Source organism: Sphingomonas sp. S6, assembly GCF_043498045.1.
In the GTDB taxonomy this organism is placed as follows: domain Bacteria; phylum Pseudomonadota; class Alphaproteobacteria; order Sphingomonadales; family Sphingomonadaceae; genus Sphingomonas.
In genome coordinates, this window is record NZ_JBIEOE010000019.1 from 15731 (window position 1) to 35821 (window position 20091).

Annotated in this window: 15 protein-coding genes; 13 read left to right on the plus strand and 2 right to left on the minus strand. The window is 66.4% G+C overall.

The window, feature by feature from the left end:
* Positions 1-12 precede the first annotated feature (12 nt).
* Genes ACGVWT_RS17230 through istB form a run of 3 tightly spaced genes read left to right on the plus strand, consistent with a single transcriptional unit; the run spans position 13 to position 3861 of the window.
* Positions 13-1596, plus strand: a complete 1584-nt coding sequence (locus tag ACGVWT_RS17230; protein WP_315461028.1) for a DUF6538 domain-containing protein — start codon at positions 13-15, stop codon at positions 1594-1596.
* Positions 1597-1634: 38 nt separating this feature from the next.
* Positions 1635-3146 (plus strand): IS21 family transposase, encoded by a 1512-nt coding sequence (gene istA / locus ACGVWT_RS17235; RefSeq protein WP_078462179.1) that lies wholly within the window; start codon positions 1635-1637, stop codon positions 3144-3146.
* Positions 3133-3861, plus strand: a complete 729-nt coding sequence (gene istB / locus ACGVWT_RS17240) for an IS21-like element helper ATPase IstB (RefSeq protein ID WP_062127353.1) — start codon at positions 3133-3135, stop codon at positions 3859-3861. Before istA ends, istB begins: the two co-directional genes overlap by 14 nt.
* A gap of 63 nt (positions 3862-3924) precedes the next feature.
* Here istB and ACGVWT_RS17245 read toward each other — a convergent pair whose 3' ends face one another.
* Both ACGVWT_RS17245 and ACGVWT_RS17250 read right to left on the minus strand, forming a co-directional pair.
* Complete coding sequence (locus ACGVWT_RS17245) at positions 3925-5421, minus strand: HAMP domain-containing sensor histidine kinase (protein WP_315463124.1); 1497 nt, start codon at positions 5419-5421, stop codon at positions 3925-3927.
* A 7-nt stretch (positions 5422-5428) separates the two neighbouring features.
* Complete coding sequence (locus ACGVWT_RS17250) at positions 5429-6103, minus strand: response regulator transcription factor (protein ID WP_285139018.1); 675 nt, start codon at positions 6101-6103, stop codon at positions 5429-5431.
* Between the two features lie 124 nt (positions 6104-6227).
* On the opposite strand from ACGVWT_RS17250, the gene ACGVWT_RS17255 reads away from it, so the two are divergent.
* From ACGVWT_RS17255 to ACGVWT_RS17300, 10 genes are all read left to right on the plus strand, one after another.
* Positions 6228-6542 (plus strand): PepSY domain-containing protein, encoded by a 315-nt coding sequence (locus ACGVWT_RS17255; RefSeq protein ID WP_285139017.1) that lies wholly within the window; start codon positions 6228-6230, stop codon positions 6540-6542.
* 98 nt (positions 6543-6640) lie between these two features.
* Entirely contained in the window at positions 6641-7948 is a 1308-nt protein-coding gene (locus ACGVWT_RS17260; RefSeq protein ID WP_285139016.1) for a TolC family protein, read from the plus strand.
* Positions 7945-8988, plus strand: coding sequence for an efflux RND transporter periplasmic adaptor subunit (locus ACGVWT_RS17265; protein WP_315463123.1), 1044 nt, complete (start codon positions 7945-7947; stop codon positions 8986-8988). The genes ACGVWT_RS17260 and ACGVWT_RS17265 overlap by 4 nt, the downstream gene beginning before the upstream one ends.
* Positions 8988-12062, plus strand: a complete 3075-nt coding sequence (locus ACGVWT_RS17270; protein WP_315463122.1) for an efflux RND transporter permease subunit — start codon at positions 8988-8990, stop codon at positions 12060-12062. Before ACGVWT_RS17265 ends, ACGVWT_RS17270 begins: the two co-directional genes overlap by 1 nt.
* Positions 12059-13066 (plus strand): YncE family protein, encoded by a 1008-nt coding sequence (locus ACGVWT_RS17275; protein WP_315463121.1) that lies wholly within the window; start codon positions 12059-12061, stop codon positions 13064-13066. Before ACGVWT_RS17270 ends, ACGVWT_RS17275 begins: the two co-directional genes overlap by 4 nt.
* 23 nt (positions 13067-13089) lie before the next feature.
* Positions 13090-13749 (plus strand): phosphatase PAP2 family protein, encoded by a 660-nt coding sequence (locus ACGVWT_RS17280; protein WP_315463120.1) that lies wholly within the window; start codon positions 13090-13092, stop codon positions 13747-13749.
* A 22-nt stretch (positions 13750-13771) separates the two neighbouring features.
* Positions 13772-14503 carry a DedA family protein gene (locus ACGVWT_RS17285; RefSeq protein WP_315463119.1) on the plus strand — a complete coding sequence of 244 codons (732 nt, stop codon included), beginning with the start codon at positions 13772-13774 and terminating at the stop codon, positions 14501-14503.
* Between the two features lie 115 nt (positions 14504-14618).
* The gene (locus ACGVWT_RS17290; protein ID WP_285139011.1) at positions 14619-15596 is read left to right on the plus strand and encodes an efflux RND transporter periplasmic adaptor subunit; all 978 of its coding nucleotides are present in this window, start codon (positions 14619-14621) and stop codon (positions 15594-15596) included.
* The gene (locus tag ACGVWT_RS17295; RefSeq protein ID WP_315463118.1) at positions 15596-18718 is read left to right on the plus strand and encodes an efflux RND transporter permease subunit; all 3123 of its coding nucleotides are present in this window, start codon (positions 15596-15598) and stop codon (positions 18716-18718) included. The genes ACGVWT_RS17290 and ACGVWT_RS17295 overlap by 1 nt, the downstream gene beginning before the upstream one ends.
* Complete coding sequence (locus tag ACGVWT_RS17300) at positions 18715-20091, plus strand: efflux transporter outer membrane subunit (RefSeq protein ID WP_285139009.1); 1377 nt, start codon at positions 18715-18717, stop codon at positions 20089-20091. Before ACGVWT_RS17295 ends, ACGVWT_RS17300 begins: the two co-directional genes overlap by 4 nt.

The window sequence follows — 20091 nt, forward strand, 5'->3', positions numbered from 1 at the left end:
AAAGTGATCCCTATGGCTGCCCCTTTCAAAGACCCTCGCACTGGCATCTACTATTTCCGACGCGTCATCCCCGCGGCGCTTCGGCCGTTTTTCGATGGCGCATCGAGCGAGTACAAGCGAACGCTCAAAACCAAGGATGCTGCCGAAGCGCGACAGCTCTATCCTGAGTGTGCCGTCGTTTATGAGCAGAAGCTCGCAGCGGCGCGACGCAGCCTTGCCAGCCAGCAGTTCCGCTCGGCTCGGGCCATGGTCGATGCCTATCTCGATGACGTCAGCGAGCAACAGCTGCAGGGCATGGCGCAAAAACTGGCCGCACTCGAACTTGGCGCGTTCCGGTATGCGCACAATCTGGTCGATCACGACCCCGGTGCACGTTATGATTTCGGTAGCCCACCCGACCGGATCGCGCTCCAGAACTTCGGCGACCGTAAGGCTATGCTCGAGGCGATTCCGGACTTCAGCCCTCTGCCCTGGCTGGAGACGCTGCAGCGCATCGCTGCCCTGACGACCTTTGATCCTATCGATTGGGCCATCCTCATGATTGCCTTCGACAGCGGTATCGAGCTGCCGATCGAGAAGGCTCTTTACGATGCGATTGGCCGCGCCTTTCTCGACCGACTCTGCGCCGCTTGCGCGCTGAAGATCGATCCAGGCCGCCTGAGCATCTTACCATCCGCAATTCCTTTCGGAACGGCGCCGGGTCCACAGTACCCGCTCGCGCCTCCGCAAGCGGCTCAAACGCCTTCCACGTCCCCTGCACCGACCATCACCAGGGTGTTCGAGGATTGGGCAACGTTCCAGCCGCGCGACCCCAAGCTCGTCGACGAATGGCGCACGGCTATAGCCCGGTTCGCTCGCCTCCATAACGATCCGCCCGTCGATATTATCACCGCGTCGATGGTCCGTAATTATCGCCGGACCTGTGCCGGGTTGCCTGCCCGAGCAGGTAAGGCAATCACCACGCTGCCCTTGCTCGAGCAGGTTGAGTTCGCAGAGGCGCAAGGGTTGAAGACGCTGTCACCGGCGACCGTCAATAAGGCGCTATCAGCCATCCGCGTCACGCTCGACCACGCCGTCGAAGAACTTGAGGTGATCGGCGAGAACGTGGCCAAGAGCGTCAAATCCCTTGCGAAAGCCTCAGCCGAAGACGCCCGCCTGCCTTTTGAGCCCCAGGACCTCGTCAAGATCTTCTCAGCCGACTTGCCGGAGAAGAGCGGCGTTTCGTCCAGCACGTTCGCGTGGACGTTGCTCCTCGCCCCCTTCACCGGGTGTCGTCTGGAGGAATTGGGCAAGCTGCGCCCCGGCAATGTCAGGACCTACGACGGTATTCCCTACATTGCGATCGAGCTGGACCGGCTGCGCGTGCGGGAAGAACAGGACGGTCCGGCTAAACGTGTGAAGACTGCCAGCGCCAAGCGCGACATTCCATTGCATCCCATCCTCATCGAGGCAGGCTTTCTCGACCTGGTTGCCAAGCGGCGGGATGAGGACGCGGAATGGCTTTTCCCGGAACTCGACTGTGGATCGGCGTGGAAAAGGGACCCCGTTAGCGGGGTGATCGGCGTCGAAAAGGGACCCCTCATCCTGGTGTTCTAGGCTGTTCGCTTGGCGGTGTGTCAGGCGGCGAGATCGGGATGCTGGTATTGGAGACGGTGTTGAGGATCCGGCGCGAGCACGCGTCGGGCAAGGCCATCAAGGCGATAGCGCGGGACCTGCACCTGTCGCGCAAGGTGGTGCGCAAGGCGATCCGGGCGCCGGAAGCGGACATGGGTTATCGGCGAGAGGTGCAGCCGCTGCCGAAGCTGGGGCCGTTTCAGGCGCGACTGGATGCGTTGCTGGAGGAAGATGAGGCACGGCCGCGGCGCGAGAAGCTGCGCCTCACGCGCATCCACGACCTGCTGCTACGCGAGGGGTTCGATGGCTCGTACGACGCGGTTCGCCGTTATGCGGCGCGCTGGCGGCAGGCGCAGCGTCGCGACGTGATGAATGCGCCGGCGTTCATCCCGCTGCTGTTCCGGCCGGGCGAGGCTTACCAGTTCGACTGGAGCCACGAGGACGTCGAGATCTCGGGCAAGCCGATGCGCGTGAAGGTCGCGCATGTCCGGCTGTGCGCGTCGCGGGCAATGTATGTGCGGGCCTATCCCCGCGAGACACAGGAGATGCTGTTCGACGCGCATGCACGGGCGTTTGCTTTCTTCGGAGGCGTGCCGACGCGCGGCATCTACGACAACATGAAGACGGCGGTGACGAGCGTGTTCACCGGCAAGGAGCGGGTCTTCAACCGTCGCTTCCTGGTCATGGCCAACCATTACATGGTCGAGCCGACCGCCTGCTCGCCGGCGTCGGGCTGGGAGAAAGGTCAGGTCGAGAACCAGGTGCAGACCGCACGCGGTCGCTTCTTCCAGCCGCGCCTGCGATTTACCGGCCTCGAGGAGTTGAACGGCTGGCTGGAGGCGGAGTGTCGGCGCTGGGCAGAGTTGCACCAGCATCCCGAGCAGAAGGAGCTGACGGTCGCCCAGGCATGGGCAGCAGAACGGGCGGTGCTCCAGCCTGTTGTCGCACCCTTCGACGGCTTCCACGAGAGCGAGCATGCGGTAAGCGGCACATGCCTCATCAGCTTCGACCGCAACCGCTATTCCGTTTCTGCCAGGGTGGTGCGACGTGCCGTCCAGGTCCGCGCCTATGCCGACCGCATCGTCGTGCGCTGCGACGGTGAAGTCGTCGCCGACCATCCCCGGTTCTTCGGCCGCGACCGGACCATCTACGACCCGTGGCACTATCTGCCGGTGCTGGTGACCAAGCCGGGTGCCCTGCGCAACGGCGCACCGTTCCAGGGCTGGGAGTTGCCGCCTGCGCTGGCACGACTGCGGCGCAAGCTTGGCACCGGCGACGATGCCGACCGGCGGTTCGTGCGGGTGCTGGCAGCGGTGCTCGACGACGGGCTGGAGGCGGTAGAAGTGGCCGTGCGCGAAGCATTGCTGGCCGGCGTCGCCAGCGACGACGTCATCGTCAACATCCTGGCCCGCCGGCGCGAACCGCCGCGACCGCTGACTATTGTCACGCCAGAAGATCTGGCGCTGCGCCATCCGCCCCGTGCCGACTGCAACCGCTATGACAGCCTGCGAGGTCTCCATGCAGCGGCATGAGATGATGACGGCCATGGCCGAGTTGGGGCTGAAGGGCATGGCTGGCGCCTTCGACGAGGCGGTCACTACCGGTCTCCAGCGCAAGCGCACGACCATGGAGGTCCTGACCGACCTGCTGCGTGCCGAGGCGACGCACCGCCATGCAGCCTCGGTCCGTTACCGGATGTCGGCCGCCAGGTTACCCGCGGTGAAGGACCTAGACGCCTTCGTCTTCGGCGACACTCCCATCAACGAGGGACTGGTGCGCTCGCTGTACAGCGGCTCGTTTCTTCCGGGCCAACGCAACGTCGTGCTGGTCGGTGGAACGGGTACCGGCAAGACGCATCTCGCCACCGCCATCACTGCCAATGTGGTACGAGCCGGCGCCCGCGGACGCTACTTCAACACAGTGGACCTGGTGAACCGGCTCGAGGAGGAAACGCGCCTCGGCAAGGCCGGCACGCTGGCGGCCCAGCTTTCGCGCCTCGATCTCGTGGTGCTCGACGAGCTTGGCTACCTGCCGTTTGCACGCTCGGGCGGTCAACTGCTCTTCCACCTCGTCAGCAAGCTCTACGAGAAGACCTCGGTCATCGTCACCACCAACCTGGCCTTTGGTGAGTGGCCGACCGTCTTTGGCGACCCCAAGATGACCACCGCGCTGCTCGACCGCATTACCCACCATTGCGACATCGTCGAAACCGGCAACGACAGCTGGCGCTTCAAACATCGAAGCTGAAGCCTGGGGCACCGGCAGAGAACGCTTCGTGCTGGTTGCGCCTCCGGTCGGGCTACGCCCGCCCTACGCCGCAACCAGCACGAACAGTGCGCCCGTCATACCCGTTACGCTGCTCGACGAAGGGGGTCCCTTTTGCACGCCGATAGGGGGTCCTTTTTGGACGCCGATTGACAAGCCATGGTGCTTCGGGGCATCGGTTACCTGATCGATCGCAGATGACAGACGGAAAGCGATCCGCACACACAAGCCCTCAGCGCCGCCCGGGATGGTGCACTTCGCCTGATGAATGGCGGCGATGGCTGATACCAGCGCCAAGCCGAGACCCGCACCTTCCGTGCTGCGACTGGCATCCCGTCGGTAAAAGCGTCGAAACACCTTCTCGCGTTCATCGGAGGGGATACCGGGACCGTTGTCGCATATCTCCGCCACGGCTTCGGTGCCGACGGTGCGCAGGCAGGAAACGATGCGCGTTCCACTCGGGGTGTGGACGATCGCGTTCTCGATCAGATTGGTGAATAGCTGCGCGAGAAGATCGGGGTCGCCGATGACGGTGACCCCTGCGCTATGGTCGGCAATGAACGTCTGCCCGGAGTCCTCGACCACGGGCACATAGGCCGCATGGATACGATCGAGCAGTTCGGTCAGGTCGACGGGACCGAAGCGACGTCGCCCGACACCTCCCTCGATCGACCCGATCCGCAGCAGGGCCTCGAACGTCGCGAGCAGTCCGTTGGTCTGCTCCACGGCCGCATCGATACTGTCGGGATCGCCGGCACCTTCCACCTGCATTCGTTCGAGCCGCTGATGGAGCCGGGTGAGTGGCGTGCGCAGATCGTGGGCGATATCCGTCGACACCTGCCGCAAAGCCTCCATCGCAGCGGCCTTCCGCTCGAGCATGCGATTGAGGTTCCGGGTGAGGTCGTCGAACTCCGGACCGAACCCGATCATCGGCAGCCGTTCCGCGCCGTCCCCATCGATGATCCGGTCGATGGCGCGATTGACTGTTGCGAGCCGACGCAGGAAGACGCGCCCCACCAGATACCCGCCGATCAATGCAAAGGCGGCGATGGCGATGCCGCTCCAGATCGTGAAGCGTCCGAGGCGGTGCCGCAATTGCTGCACGTCGAAGCTGTCGGTCGCCACGACGAGCAGCAATCCGTCGGGCAGCTGCGTTACTTGCGTTGCGAGACGTTCGACGTGTCGCGAGCCGTCGAAATCCTCGGGCACCGCAACGCTTCCTTGACCGATCCTGGCGGCTTGCAGCGGCAGGTCGCCGGACAGTCGGTGTCCCGCTTTGTCGGTCAGAAGATATCGATAGGGCGGATCAGCGTCGCTCCCCCGGTGCCGCGCGATGGCATCCGTCAGTCCCGAGAGACCCAGCTGGGCATATTCCGCGGACAGGACCGACGATTCCGCCCGCAGCATCCCATCGCTGGCTTCTCGGGCGAAATAACCGACCTGCCGCTCGACGGTGAACAACAGGGCGCCTGCGCCGAGCGCCACGACGACCGCCAGCATCAGCGCGAAGCGAAAGGCCGCGCTTCCGAATGCGGCCGGCATGAACGACCTAACCCGCATCGATCCGATATCCAGCGCCCCGAACCGTATGGATCAGTTCACGTCCGAAACCCCGATCGACCTTGGCGCGCAACCGGCTCATGTGGCTCTCGATAATGTTCGTCTTGGGATCGAAGTGAAATGACCAGACATTCTCGAGGAGCATCGTGCGCGTCACCACCTCGCCCGCGTGCAGCATCATATATTCGAGCAGCTTCAATTCCTGCGCCTGCAATTCCACCCGCTGGCCCGCGCGCGTGACGCTACGGCGGATACGGTCGAGGACGAGGTCGCCGACCGTGATCGTGGCGGCGACGTCCAAAATCGGGGGACGCCGAGCGAGCGCATTGATCCGGGCAAGCAACTCAGTCGCCGCGAACGGCTTCGCCAGATAGTCGTCGGCTCCCGCCTCGAGCCCTTCGACCCGGTCCTCAATGCCGTTCATGGCCGTCAAAAAGAGCGCCGGGGTTCGTATTCCCGCCGCCCGGATGGCCTTAAGCGCCGGCAGGCCGGAAATGCCGGGCACCATCCGGTCGAGGATCAGAACGGCGTAATCGCTGGAAGACGCCAGGAAGATCGCGTCCTGCCCGGTCGTACAGGCGTCAACGACATGACCTGCACTGCTCAGCACGCGCTCTAGATCCTCACGCGTCCTGGAATCGTCTTCAAGCAACAAGAGCTTCATCGACTGAGGATCCGGTTTTGCGCCGGCGACGGCAAGTTGGGCATAATCAATCTTGTCCTCATCTGCGGCGAAGGTTGCCGCTCCTACAAGGGCACGGTGTAACCTGCCTCAAGGAGTGTGTGTCATGAAAGACGTGCGATTGATGCTGGGTCTGCTGTCCGTCGCAGCGTTGAGTGGGACAGCCGCCGCGGCACCAACGAAACTGAAAGGACACCAATACGCCGCTGAGGCGAAAATCTCTCTCGCGACGGCTCGGCAGACCGCGCTCAAGGCGCGTCCCGGCAAGATTACCGACCAGGAATTGGAAAAAGAGAAGGGCGGCAGCGGCCTGCGCTATTCCTTCGACATCACCAGCCACGGCAAGCCTTATGAAGTTGGTATCGATGCGCGAAGCGGCGCGATCCTCGAGAACGTTGCGGAGAGCAAAACCCCGGACTGACCAACATCGAGATGCCGGCGCATTGGCCAGCGTCACCGGTCATGAGGCGCGACAGAAAGATGCTGATCAGGGGGACCAGGAAGGGCGTTCAGCCCGTTATGCTCGCAGCGTTGCTGGCGGGATGCGCGCATTACACCCCACTTCCGCTCACGCGAGATTTACCGCTCGCGCCGTCAATCGGTGCGCTCCAGGGGGCCGCGGAGGATCATGGAGCGCTGTCGGTTGGCGATGTCGTTACGTTGGCGCTGGCGAACAACCCGGACCTTCGCGCGGCACGCTTGAAGCGGGGCATTGCCGAGGGCCAGGCCACACAAGCCTCGATCCTCGCCAATCCGTCCCTGTCGGGCGCTTTCCTGCCTCTGCTTTCGGGGGCGGGCACTGTCCCGGCCTGGAATCTGGGGCTGGCGCAGGACATCAAGAGCCTCGTCACCTATCGTGCGCGACGCCGCGCTGCCACTGCGAGCACCCGGCAGGTCGCGGCCGATCTCGTCTGGCAGGAATGGCAGGTTGCCGGACAGGCGCGCCAGCTTGCCACCGACATCATTATCGGCACGCGCAGCCGCCCGACCTATGTCGCGGCCTACGATCTCCTGTCTGACCGGAACGGCAAGCTCGAGCGCGCGCTGGCGGCGCGAACCGTGACGCTTGTCACCGTCGCCCCGGACCGTGTCGCGCTTCAGGCGGCGCGGACATCGCTCAACACGCTCGACCAGACTTTGCTCTCACAGCGTCACCAGCTGAACGCCCTGCTGGGCCTGACGCCGGACGCGGTCGTGCCGCTCGCAACCGAGCCCGACCTGCCGCGGTTCGACCCTGCCACGATCCGTGCCGGGCTTGCGACACTCCCCGATCGCCGGCCCGATCTGCTCGCGCTACGCCTCGGCTATGACGCCGCGGACGAGCAACTGCGCGTCGCGATCCTATCGCAATTTCCCGACCTGATCCTTGGCGGCTCCGCATCGAGCGACAGTTCGAAGGTCATCAACGGCGGGCCGAACGCGCAGGTCGGTCTGCCCATCTTCGATCACAACCAGGGCAATGTCGCGGTCGCGCGGGCAACGCGGGCACAGCTTCACGCCGATTACGCGGCGCGGCTGGCGGCCGCTACCGGGACGGTCGGCGCGCTGCTGCGGGAATATGAACAGCTTGCGGCGCAACTCGCGATCGCGCGCCGTGATCTGCCTGCCGCTCGTACCGCCGCGGCCCGGGCGCAGGCGGCGTTCGGCGCCTCCAACATCGACGAGCGCGGCTATGTCGACCTCGTCTCCAACCGCTTCGCCAAGGAAGAGGAGATCATGACCCTGGAACTCGCGCTGTTCGATCGGCAGATCGCCATCCAGACGCTGGTAGGCGACGGCCTGCCGACGGCCGACCTGCCGCCAGAGCAAGCGGGCACGGTCCGGTGACTCCAATACCCACGAGGATCTCCGCTGCCCTTCTTCTGCTGCTGGTCGCAGCGTGCAGCGGAACGTCCACCACGCCGGATGCCAGCGATACCCCGACGCCCAGCGTCCTCGTCGGCACCGTCGCACCCCGCCAGGGTGCGCTGCCGGCGATCGTCACCGCTTACGGTTCCGTGGCACCGTCCGAGATCGGCACCCGCACCTTCAGCGAGGCGCAGCCGGGCCAGGTCACGCGGCTGTTCGTCGCGCCCGGCAGCGCCGTGAAGATGGGTCAGCCGCTGGCAACCTTCGTCACTGCGCCAACTTCGCGCAGCACCTACGAACAAGCGGTGAGCGCTCTCGCCGCAGCGCAGAAGGCGCGCGCCACCACGGCGCAGCTTCTAGCGCAGCAGCTCGCAACAACCGATCAGCTGGTGCAGGCCGACAAGGCGGTGTCCGACGCCCGAACAGTGCTGGCCGCGCTTCGGGCAGAGGGCGCCGGGGCGCCGATTCATACCATCACGGCACCGTTTTCTGGCGTCGTCACCGCCGTGGCCGTGGCGCAAGGGGACCGCACCGCTGCCGGCGCCACGATCCTGACGGTCGCGCGGTCAGGCGGAATCGTCGTAACCGTGGGGATCGATCCTTCGCAGCGTGGAGGCGTCACCGTCGGCCAAGGTGCGTCATTGAAGCGCCTGTCCGGGGGCGGCACGCTCGAGGGTCGTGTCGTCCGGGTTGACGGCGCGTTGAACGCCGTGACCAAGATGGTCGACGTCGACCTGTCCTTTCCGGCGGGGGCGTTGCTGCCGGGTGAGCCGATGCAGGTCGACATCCGTACCGGCGAGGTCGGCGGATGGGTCGTGCCGCACGCGGCGGTGGTCACCGCGGGCGGTCGCCCGCGCGTCTTCCAGGTCCGGGACGGCAAGGCCAAGGCGGTTCCGGTCGCCGTCCGGCTTTCGTCTGACGCCGGCGACGTGGTCGACGGCGCCCTCTCACCGCGCCTCCCGCTGATCGTTGCAGGCGCCTATCAGGTCACTGACGGCGACGCGGTCCGGAGCCGGTAATGCTAGAGCGTCTCCTGCGCACCCAGTCGCGCGCGTTCGTCCTCGTCGGCCTGGCGCTGGCGCTCGCGGGGATCGTCGCAGCCTTATCGTTGCCGATTGGCCTCTTCCCGCAGGTGTCGTTTCCGCGGGTCGTGGTCGACCTGGACTCGGGGAGCCGCCCCGCCGACCAGACCGCGCTGACTGTCACCCGCCCGGTCGAGGAGGCAATCCGCGCCATCCCCGGCGTAAACAACGTCCGCTCGGAGACGGCGCGCGGGACGGCGCAGATCTCGATCGACTTCGGTTGGGGGCGCGACATGATCGCGAGCACGCTGCTGGTCGACACCGCGGTCGGCCGCATCCTGCCATCGCTGCCTGCTGGCACGCAGTACAATGTCCGCCGGATGGACCCGACCGTTTTCCCGATCATCTCCTATGCCCTGGTATCCGATACAGCGGATCCGGCCCAACTCCAGGATTTCGCGCGACTTCAGATCACCCCGCTGCTGTCCTCGATCACCGGTCTCGCCAGGGTCGGTGTGCAGGGTGGCGACACCGCGGAGGTCGAGGTACTCGCGGACCCGCAACGGCTCGCAAGCTACGGCCTTGCCATGGCGGACCTTGCGACCGCTATCCGCAATGGCAACGTGTTGAGTGCGGTCGGGCAGGTCCAGGATCGTGGTCGGCTCTCGCTTGTCATTGCCGATCGCAGTGTCGCCAGCGCGGCGCAGGTCGGTGACATCGTCGTCAAGGCGGCCCCGGCAGGGGTCGTTCGGGTGCGGGATGTCGCGACCGTGCAGACCGGTGCCGTGCCCGTCTGGCAGCGGATCGTCGAGGACGGGAAACCCGCGGTACTGTTCAACATCTACGAGCAGCCGGACGGCAACGCGGTCCAGATCGCAAGGCAAGTGCAGGTAAAGCTGGCGGGCGTGAAGCTGCCGGCCGGGGTCAGGCTGGTCAACTGGTACGATCAGAGCGAGTTGGTGACCCAATCGGTCGCGAGCGTGCGTGACGCTGTGCTGATCGGCCTCATGCTCGCCGCGCTGGTGCTCCTCCTGTTCCTGCGCAGCTGGCGCGTGACGCTCGTCGCCATCATCGTCGTACCGGCCACACTGGCGACCACGGTGCTGGTGCTGAGCATCCTCGGCATGAGCTTCAACATCATGACCCTCGGCGGCATCGCGGCCGCGGTCGGGCTGCTGATCGACGACGTCATCGTCATGGTCGAGCATATCGCCCGACGCGCCGGCGAGGTGACGCCGGGCGGAGACATCGCTGGCAACGCTGCGGTCATCCCGGCCGCGCGCGAGTTCATGGCACCGCTGACCGGATCGAGCATCGCGACGTTGATCGTGTTCCTGCCGCTGTCATTCCTGACCGGTGTGACCGGCGCCTTCTCCAAGGCGCTGTCAGTGACGATGGCGGCCGCGCTCGCCATTTCCTGGGCGATGACCGCTTTCGTCGTACCGGTCCTCGTGCGATGGCTGGTGGACTTCCGTACATGGCGAGACCCCGGCGTCGCCGGCGAGGGACGCCTCGCCGTCATTCACGACAAAGGCCTTGATCGCCTGTCAGCCCGACCGTGGCTGCTCCTTGTCATCCTCGTCCCGCTCCTGGCGGTCGGCTATATCGGCTATTCCAAGGTGCCGACAGGCTTCATGCCGAAGGTCGACGAAGGCGGCTTCGTCATGGATTACTACACCGCTCCCGGCACCTCGCTTGACGAAAGCGGGCGTCAGGTCGGTCAGATCGACCAGCTGCTGCGGGCCAATCCGGAGGTGCTGACCTTCTCCCGGCGGCTCGGCACCGGCCTCGGTGGCGATCTCGGCCAGAGCTATCACGGCGACTATTTCGTCCGGCTGAAGCCGAACCACAGCCGCCCGACCGAGGAGGTGGCCGCCAGCGTCGCCGACGAGATCGGGGTCAAGGTGCCAGGCGTCCAGGTCGAGGTCGCACAACTCATCGAGGATCTGATCGGCGATCTGACCGCCGTCCCGCAGCCGATCGAAGTCAAGCTCTACTCGTCCGACCCAACCGTGCTCGATGGCCAAGCGAAGAAGGTCGCTGCCCTGATCGAAAGGATCGATGGCGTCGTCGAGGTGAAGGACGGCGTTCAACTGGCAGGTGACGCGCTCGATGTCCGCGTCGATCCGGTCCGCGCTGGCGTGGAAGGGGTCGTGCCGTCAGACGTTGAGGCACAGCTGTCGACCGCCCTGAGCGGCACTGTCGCCACAACCCTTGCCCGACCCGATAAGGCCATCGACGTGCGCGTCCGGCTTCCGCAGGCGATGACGATCAGCCAGTCCGGGCTTGCGCAACTGCCCATCCGTGCCACCGACGGCCATGTGTTTCCGCTGTTGCGCGTCGCATCCATCGAGGCGGTCGTCGGACAACCGCAGATCGCCCGCGAGAACCTGGAACCGATGGTGGCCGTGACCGGTCGCATTCAGGGACGGGGGATAGGTGCTGCCATCGGCGACGTGACCAAGGCCCTCGACCAGCCAGGCGTACTGGCACCCGGTATCCGCTACGAGCTGGGCGGCCTCTATCAGCAGCAGCAGATCGCCTTCGCAGGCCTCATCAAGGTATTCGGCGCAGCCCTCGTCGCCGAGCTGGTGTTGCTCCTTGTGCTTTACCGGCGGTTCTGGTTGCCCGTCATTATCATCGGCTGCTCGCTGCTGTCGACCACGGCAGTATTCACCGCCCTGTGGCTCGCAGGCGTCGACCTCAACATCACGGCGCTGATGGGCATGACGATGATCATCGGCATCGGCACCGAGATGGCGATCTTCTACGTCTCCGAGTTCGAGGAACTCTGCCACACCATGCCGCCCGTCGTGGCGACGCGCGAAGCGAGCCGCAATCGCCTGCGCCCGATCACGATGACGACGCTTGCGGCGATTTTGACGTTGCTGCCGCTGGCGCTCGCGATCGGTCAGGGCTCGGGCATTCAGCAACCACTCGCAATCGCGATCATCGCCGGCCTGTTGCTGCAGTATCCGCTCGTACTCTTGGCAATGCCGATCCTCGTTCGGCTGACCCTACCCCATTCCGACCATGATCCTGCCATTCCAGAACAGGAACCTGCACGATGAAGCGCGTACTGACGACTGCCATCTTGGCGCTGACATCCTTCGCGGCGGGGGCTGCCCCGCCGGTGCCAGCCTACCGCATCGCAGCTACGATCTCCGGTCCGGACGGCGGGGGATGGGATTATGCCCGCGTCGATCCCGTCGATTACCGCCTCTACATTGCGCGGTCGACCTCGGTCACCGTCATCGACACCAGACGTGAGCGGGCAGTCGGCTCGATCGGCACCATCGCGCACGGTCATGCGGTCGTACCGCTTTCCGGCGGGCGCCTCATGGCGACGAGCGGCGACGATGCCTCGGTCCGCTTTCTCTCAACCTCCGATGGTCGCGAACTGGGCCGTGTCGCGGTCGGCGAAAAACCCGACGCTGCGATCGTCTCCGCTGATGGCAAGACCGGCTTTGTCATGAATGCCAACGCCGGCTCGGTATCGATCATCGACACGACAGCGATGCGGACGTTGCGCACTGTGCAGCTCAAGCCCGGCCTTGAATATGCCGCGCTGACGCCGAACGGCACGCTGTTCGTCAACGACGAGGACGCAAACGAGATCGAGGTCGTCGACATCCGTCGCGGCACGGCCGCTGCGCCGATCGCCTTGCCAGGGTGCACCGAGCCGTCTGGCCTCGCCTATGACGCGAAAACGGATCGCCTCATCGCCGCGTGTGCCAACGGTAAGGCGGCCATCGTCGCTGGCTCGAACCGCAAACTTTCGCAGCTGGTTGACATAGGTGCAGGCCCAGATGCCGTCATTCTGGATCCGCAGCGTCGCTTGGCGTTCATTCCCTGCGGCAGGGATGGAGTGCTGGACGTGCTGTCTCTCGAAGGCCCCCTCGTGACGCGCGTGGGGCGTATCAAGACTGCCGTTGGTGCCCGGACGGGTGCACTCGATCCAGACAGCGGTGCCATCTACCTGCCGACGGCGTCGTTTGCCCCGCCAGCGCAGCCCGGCACCCGCCCGGTCGCAACGCCCGGCACATTCAGGGTCCTGGTCGTGAAGCCGGCGTGACGGTGAGCCGGGCAAAGGCGGCTATGCGGATTCTTGCCGGGGGCGCTCTGTTCGCATTTGGCGGAGCGCTTCTACTCGTAGTGGCGGCGTTCTTCGCGACAGGCCGGATGACGGGCTTCGACCCGGCCATCCTGCTGTGGATGCGCGAGCGCACCGGCGATCATGGTCCGCTCATCGTCATCGCCCGCGATGTGACCATGATGGGTAACAATTCGACCTTGTGGATCATGACCGCGATCGGGCTTGGATATCTGGCGATCAGGCAACGCTGGCGATTGTGCGCCTATCTTGCGAGCACGACCGCAGGTGGGGCCATTATCATCAGCGTTCTGAAGGCAATTGTAGACCGGCCTAGGCCGATGATTGTCGCGCATCTTGTTGATGTTCGAACGGCCAGCTTCCCGAGCGGGCACGCCATGGACTCCGCTTTCGTCTATGGCTCTTTGGCGATCGTCATGGCGGCGGAGGCTGGTGGCGATCGTCGAGGGACAGTCGCGATCGTCGTTGCCATGGTGCTGATCTTCGCGATCGGGGCTTCACGGATCATCCTTGGCGTACACTGGCCAACGGATGTGGCCGCTGGCTGGGCAGTCGGTCTGGGTTGGACCGCCATCGTGACGCGGGTTTTCGCTTTGACCGATGACATGAATTCCGCACCAAGCCGCTGGCCGTCTATCCGCTAGCTCATGATCGAAGACCCGACGCTTGCCGGTCATTTCAGGCGGCCAACGAGCGTTTGCACGCATTTGCGCAAGAAAACTCACGCGCCGAGGACACCAAAAAATGAATGGGCTCAGCAATTTCATAGCGACGCTAGCGGGCTGGATCGTCGCCGCGATCGCTGCGACCGGATATATCGGCATCATCGGCCTGATGGCTCTCGAAAGCGCCTGCATCCCTCTGCCGTCTGAAATCATCATGCCGTTCAGCGGCTATCTGGTCTCGATCGGTCGCCTCGACCTGTGGCTGGTAGCGATTGCGGGGGCGATCGGCTGCAATCTCGGGTCGGCCCTTGCTTATGAGGCGGGGCGCCGCGGCGGCCGTCCCATGGTCGCCCGTTACGGACGCTGGCTCTTGCTCACATCCGAGGATCTCGACCGATCGGAACGGTTTTTCGACCGCTTCGGCGGTGCGGCTGTTCTGATCGGTCGGATGATGCCAGGCATCCGCTCGTTCATCGCGCTACCTGCGGGGATCGCCCAGATGCCGTTGCTGCGCTTTCACCTTTACACGTTCATAGGATCACTGCCCTGGTGCCTGGGATTGGCCTATGCCGGCCAAGTGCTCGGGAGCCGCTGGAACACGGACCCGCGATTGTCGGCCTTGTTTCACAAGATTGACCTGTTCCTGTTGGGCGTGGCCGTACTGGCGGGAATATGGTTCGTGCGGCGTCGCCTGACGGGGGTGCGAGATTCACGGGCCGCAGAAACCGAATGAGAGTCGGGGATGACCTTCGGTCCCTTCGTTTTCAATCAGAGCGGGGCGCGGCTACATTGGGATTTTGTATAGTCGGCTCCAGTAGCGCCCACTCTTTCGTGACTAAGCCGTCACGATGCGCCAGACCTTCCTTCTGATCCCGATCCTGCTCGCCGGTTGCGGCGAGAAGGCCGCGAAGCCGCCCGCACCGCCTGCCCATGCCGAGACGATCACGCATGAGAGCGAGCTGTTGAAGCTGACCCTTACACCCCAAGCTCAGGAGCGTCTCGGCATCGCACTAGCTAGGGTGGGTGGAGGATCGGCCTCCTCCTCGCGCGAGGTTGCCGGTGAGATCGTGGTGCCGCCGATCAGCCCCAACGGCGTGCCGGTCAACTCGACCACCAATCTCCAGCAGATCGGCAGCCAGCAGGCGGCGGCCGACGCCGAACTGGCCCGCGCTACGGCGCAAGCGAGGCTGGGGAGGATCGCGCTCGACCGGGCCGAGAGCCTGGTGCGCGAGGAGGCCGGCAGCGTGCGGGCACGCGATGAAGCTGCGGCTGCGCTGGCTGCGGCGCAGGCGGCGCTAGGCGCGGCACGTCAGCAGCGCCGTTTGCTTGGGCCGGCGGTCGCCTCGCTCGGTTCGCAAGCGGTACTGTGGGTCCGCGCGTCAGTGTTCGGCAGCGACATGGGGAATGTGCGTCGAGAGGCCGCCGCGACGGTCCGCACGCTCGGCGACGCCGGCGCGCCACGCAGCGCCCGTCCGGTGCAGGCGCCGCCATCGGCCAACACCGTCACGGGCACGGTCGATCTGTATTTCGCCATCGACAATCGCGACCGCGCCTTCCGCGTCGGCCAGCGGGTCGCGGTGGACCTGCCGCTCGCCGGGCAGACCGAGGGATTGTCGGTGCCGTCTGCTGCGATCCTCCGCGATGTCTACGGTGGCGAGTGGGTCTATCAGCGGACCGCGCCCAACACCTTCGTGCGACAGCGCGTCGAGGTAGCATCGGAAAACGACGGACGGGCACTGCTGTCGCGCGGGCTGACGGCCGGCGCGCAAGTCGTCACCGGTGGTGCGGCCGAGCTGTTCGGGACAGAGTTCGGGGCGGCGCACTGATGCTCGGCCGACTCGTCCATCTCGCGCTGGCGCAGCGCGTCCTCGTCCTCGCGCTGGCCGCCTTGCTGGTCGTGCTCGGCATTCGCGCCGGGCGCGACGTGCCGCTCGACGTGTTCCCCGAGTTCGCCCCGCCGATGGTGGAAATCCAGACCGAGGCGCCGGGGCTGTCGACCGAGGAGGTCGAGAGCCTGGTGACGGTGCCGATCGAGACGGCGGTCAACGGCGTGCCCGGCCTGATGACGCTGCGATCCAAGTCGGTGCTGGGCCTGTCGTCGGTACAGATCCTGTTCGAGCGCGGGTCCGACGTAATCCGCGCCCGCCAGATGGTCGGCGAGCGGATCGCGCAGGTGCAGCCGCGGCTGCCGCTCGCGGCGCGTCAGCCGGTGCTGATGCCGCCGCTGTCGTCGACGAGCCGGGCGATGAAGGTCGGGCTGTCGTCGACGAAGCTCGACCAGATGCAATTGTCCGAGCTGGTGCGCTGGACCATCCGCCCGCGGCTGATGGCCGTCCCCCGCGTCGCGAACGTCGCGGTGTGGGGCCAGCGTGACAGGCAGTTGCAGGTGCTGGTCGATCCCGACCGGCTGCGCGCGGCCGGTGTGACGCTGGCGGAGGTGCGCGCGGCCGCCGGCGACGCCGTGCTGGTTGGGGGTGGCGGGTTCGTCGACACGCCCAACCAGCGCCTCGCCGTCCAGCAGACCGGCACGGTGCAGACCGCAGCCGAGCTGGCACAGGCGGTCGTCAGGCAGGCGGGCGAAGCACCGGTCAGGATCGGCGACGTCGCCCGCGTGGTCGACGGTTTCAATGCGCCGATCGGCAACGCCATCATCGACGACGGCCCGGGCATCATGCTGATCGTCGAGAAGCAGCCGACGGCCAACACGCTGGAGCTGACCCGCGCGGTCGAGGCCGCGTTCGCCGAGCTGAAGCCCGGCCTCAAGGACGTGAAGGTCGACACGACCATCTTCCGCCCGGCGACCTTCATCGAACGCTCGATCGATAATCTCACCCGCGCGCTGATGATCGGCTGCGCGCTGGTGGCGGCGGTGCTGTTCCTCTTCACCCGCGACTGGCGGCAGGCGACGATCAGCCTCGTCGCGATCCCGCTGTCGCTGCTCGGGGCGGGTCTGATGCTGCTCTGGTCGGGCGCGACGATCAACGTGATGATTATCGCCGGCCTCGTCATCGCGTTGGGCGAGGTGGTCGACGATGCGATCATCGACGTGGAGAATATCGCGCGCCGTCTCCGACTGAACCGCGAGGCGGCCGATCCGAAGCCGGCGTTCGCGGTGGTGCTCGCCGCCTCGCTGGAGGTACGCTCGGCGGTCGTCTTCGCCTCGCTGATCGTGATGCTGGTGTTCGTGCCGATCTTCTTCCTGGGCGGGGTCGCGGGCACCTTCTTCCAGCCCCTCGCCATCGCCTATGTGCTGGCGATCGGGATGTCGCTGCTGGTCGCGCTGACCGTCACGCCGGCGATGTGCCTTCTCCTGCTCCCGAACGCGCCGCTGAAGGCGGAGCGCGACACCCGCTTCGTCGCGGCGATGAAGCGCCGCTACGTCGGCTTCCTGCCGCGCGTGGTCGCTCAGCCGGCGATGGCGGTCGGGATCGTCGCGGGTGGGCTGCTGCTCGCCGGTGTCGGCTATGCGACGTTCAAGGACCAGTTCCTGCCCGACTTCCGCGAAACCGACTTCCTGATGCACTTCGTCGAGAAGCCGGGGACGTCGATCGAGGCGATGGACCGGATCACGATCCGCGCGTCGAAGGAGCTGCGCAGCATCCCCGGCGTCCGCAACTTCGGCGCGCATATCGGCCGCGCCGAACAGGCCGACGAAGTGGTCGGCCCCAACTTCACCGAACTCTGGATCAGCCTCGACGAGAACGCCGATTACGATGCGTCGGTGAAGCGGATCAAGGAAGTGGTCGAGGGCTACCCCGGCCTCTATCGCGACGTGCTCACCTATCTGCGCGAGCGGATCAAGGAGGTGCTGACGGGTGCCGGTGCGACCATCGTCGTGCGCATCTACGGCCCGGACCAGGCGGAGCTGCGCGCGGCCGGTGCCCGCGTCCGTGAGGCGATCAGTGGGGTTCCGGGCGTGTCCGACCTTAAGCTGGAATCGCAGGTGCTCGTGCCGCAGATCCGCATCCGGCCACGTGCGGGCGAACTGGCGCGGTTCGGCCTCACCGCGGGCGAGGTGCGCCGGCAGGCGCAGGTGCTGGTCGCGCAGGCCAAGGTCGGCGAAATCTACCGCGACCAGCGCGCCTTCGACGTGGCTGTCTGGGGCGAGCCGGCGGTGCGTAACAGCGTCCACGCCTTGCGCGACCTGATGATCCAGGTGCCCGCGGCCGGCAATGCGGTCGCCGGGGCGCCGGTGCGGCTCGGCGATGTCGCCGATATCGAGATCGCACCCGCCCCCAACGAGGTGAAGCGCGAGAACGGCCAGCGCCGGCTTGACGTCACGATGAACGTCGCGGGCGCGGACCTCGGCACGGTCGCGCAGGCGGTCGACGCCGCGGTCGCCAGGGTGCCGTTCGCGACCGGCTATCATCCGCAGGTGCTCGGCGAATATGCCGCACTGAACGAATCGCGCAGCCGCCTCTGGAGCATCGGCGCGTTATGCCTCGTCGGCATCCTGCTGCTCGTCTGGATGGAGTTTCGCTCGCGCCGGATCACCGCGCTGGTCGGTGTCAGCCTGCCCTTCGCGCTGGTCGGCGGGGTGGTCGCCGTGGCCGTCACCGGCGGGGTGCTGTCGCTCGGCTCGCTGGTTGGGTTCGTCACCGTCATCGGCATCGCCGCGCGCAACGGCATCATGCTGCTGTCGCACTATCAGCATCTCGAACGGCACGAGGGCATGACCTTCGGGCGCGAGCTGGTAATGCGCGGTGCGGAAGAGCGACTGGTGCCGATCCTGATGACGGCCGCCTGCGCGGGACTGGCGCTGGTGCCGCTGATCGTGGCGGGCAATGCGCCCGGGCACGAGATCGAGCATCCGATGGCGATCGTGATCCTCGGTGGCCTCATTTCGTCGACCGCGCTCAACCTGCTGCTGCTGCCCGCGCTGTATGCTCGCTATGGCAGGGACCGCACCGTGCCGCCTGCAACCGCAGCCAAGGAGGCACTGGCATGATCCGTCGTCTGGCCCCCGGTGTTGCCCTTTTCGCGTCCGCGTGCATGAGCGTGCCCGCACCTCCGCCGACAATCGCCCCGCCTAGCGCGACGGGCGAGTTCGCCCGGCTTCCCGTCGCGTCAATCGCGCCGGTGCCGGATGACTGGTGGCGGCTCTACGACGATCCGGTCCTCGACGGACTGGTGCGATCGGCGCTCGCCGCCAATGCCGATCTGCGCGTCGCCTACGCCAATTTGGACGGCGCTCGCGCCGCTCTGCGGCAGGCACGGGCGGCGCGGCTGCCGCAGACGACGATCGAGAGCGCGTTGGGGGTCGACAACCCCGCCTCGCAACCGAGCGCGTCGGGCAACGTGCCGACGACGGACTATGATATCGCCGCGACGGCGAGCTGGGATCTCGACCTGTTCGGGCGGCTGCGGTCCGCCGCGACCGCGGCGGGTGCGGATGCCGAGGCGCAAGCCGCGGTCGTCGATGGCTTGCACGTTGCCGTGGTGGCCGACACCGTGCTCGCCTATGTCGACCTGTGCGGATCGACCCGCGCCATCGCGACCGCCCGCGAGGTCGCGGCGGCACAGGACCGGTCGGTCGCGCTCGTGCGCGAACAGTTTCGGGCGGGCGAAGTGTCGCCGCTGGAGGTGTCGCAGGTCGCGACCATCGCGGCCGCCACCCGCGCCGCCATCGCCCCGTTCGAGGCACAGCGTGCCAACGCGCTGTATCGGCTCGCAACGTTGCAGGGGCGCCCCCCGGCGGAAGCGCGGGGCTATCGCTTCGCCTGCACCGCCGCGCCCCGGCTGCGCACCGCTGCGCCGGTCGGCGACGGGACCGCGCTGCTGCTCCGGCGCCCCGACGTTCGCGAGGCGGAGCGACGCCTTGCCGCTGCCGCGGCGCGGATCGGGGTGGCGCGGGCGGACCTCTACCCGCGCGTCAATCTGGGCGGAGCGCTCGGATTGCTGTCGGGCGGGTTCAAGGCCGTCGCATCGCCGCTCGTCAGCTGGGCGTTCCCCAATCAGGCGCCCGCCCGCGCGCGGCTGGAGCAGGCCCGCGCGACCGAGCGCGCGGCGATCGCCGGATGGGACGTGGCCGTCCTCCGTGCTCTGCGCGAGGTGGAGACGGCGCTGGCGGCCTACGATGCCGAGACGCGCCGCAACCGCGATCTGGCGACCGCGTCGCGCGAGGCGCAGGCCTATGCGCGCCGGGCGGGTGCGCGTGTCCGCCTCGGCGATGCGCCCGGCCTGCTTCAGGTCGATGCGCAGCGGGCCACAGCATCGGCGATGCTGCAACAGGTCCAGTCCGATCTGGCGGTGTCGCAGAACGAGGTGGCGCTGTTCCGTGCGCTGGGCGGCGGTTGGCGAACCGACGCCGGCAGGCGATAG

Bases quoted from the DNA above. Each gene is read 5' to 3' on its own strand.
- ACGVWT_RS17255 (WP_285139017.1), top strand. From the start codon at position 6,228: ATGAAAGACGTGCGATTGATGCTGGGTCTGCTGTCCGTCGCAGCGTTG.
- istA (WP_078462179.1), top strand. From the start codon at position 1,635: ATGCTGGTATTGGAGACGGTGTTGAGGATCCGGCGCGAGCACGCGTCG.
- ACGVWT_RS17290 (WP_285139011.1), top strand. From the start codon at position 14,619: ATGCGCCAGACCTTCCTTCTGATCCCGATCCTGCTCGCCGGTTGCGGC.
- ACGVWT_RS17275 (WP_315463121.1), top strand. From the start codon at position 12,059: ATGAAGCGCGTACTGACGACTGCCATCTTGGCGCTGACATCCTTCGCG.
- ACGVWT_RS17250 (WP_285139018.1), bottom strand. From the start codon at position 6,103: ATGAAGCTCTTGTTGCTTGAAGACGATTCCAGGACGCGTGAGGATCTA.
- ACGVWT_RS17300 (WP_285139009.1), top strand. From the start codon at position 18,715: ATGATCCGTCGTCTGGCCCCCGGTGTTGCCCTTTTCGCGTCCGCGTGC.
- ACGVWT_RS17260 (WP_285139016.1), top strand. From the start codon at position 6,641: ATGCTCGCAGCGTTGCTGGCGGGATGCGCGCATTACACCCCACTTCCG.
- ACGVWT_RS17280 (WP_315463120.1), top strand. From the start codon at position 13,090: ATGCGGATTCTTGCCGGGGGCGCTCTGTTCGCATTTGGCGGAGCGCTT.
- ACGVWT_RS17230 (WP_315461028.1), top strand. From the start codon at position 13: ATGGCTGCCCCTTTCAAAGACCCTCGCACTGGCATCTACTATTTCCGA.
- ACGVWT_RS17295 (WP_315463118.1), top strand. From the start codon at position 15,596: ATGCTCGGCCGACTCGTCCATCTCGCGCTGGCGCAGCGCGTCCTCGTC.
- ACGVWT_RS17270 (WP_315463122.1), top strand. From the start codon at position 8,988: ATGCTAGAGCGTCTCCTGCGCACCCAGTCGCGCGCGTTCGTCCTCGTC.
- ACGVWT_RS17245 (WP_315463124.1), bottom strand. From the start codon at position 5,421: ATGCCGGCCGCATTCGGAAGCGCGGCCTTTCGCTTCGCGCTGATGCTG.
- istB (WP_062127353.1), top strand. From the start codon at position 3,133: ATGCAGCGGCATGAGATGATGACGGCCATGGCCGAGTTGGGGCTGAAG.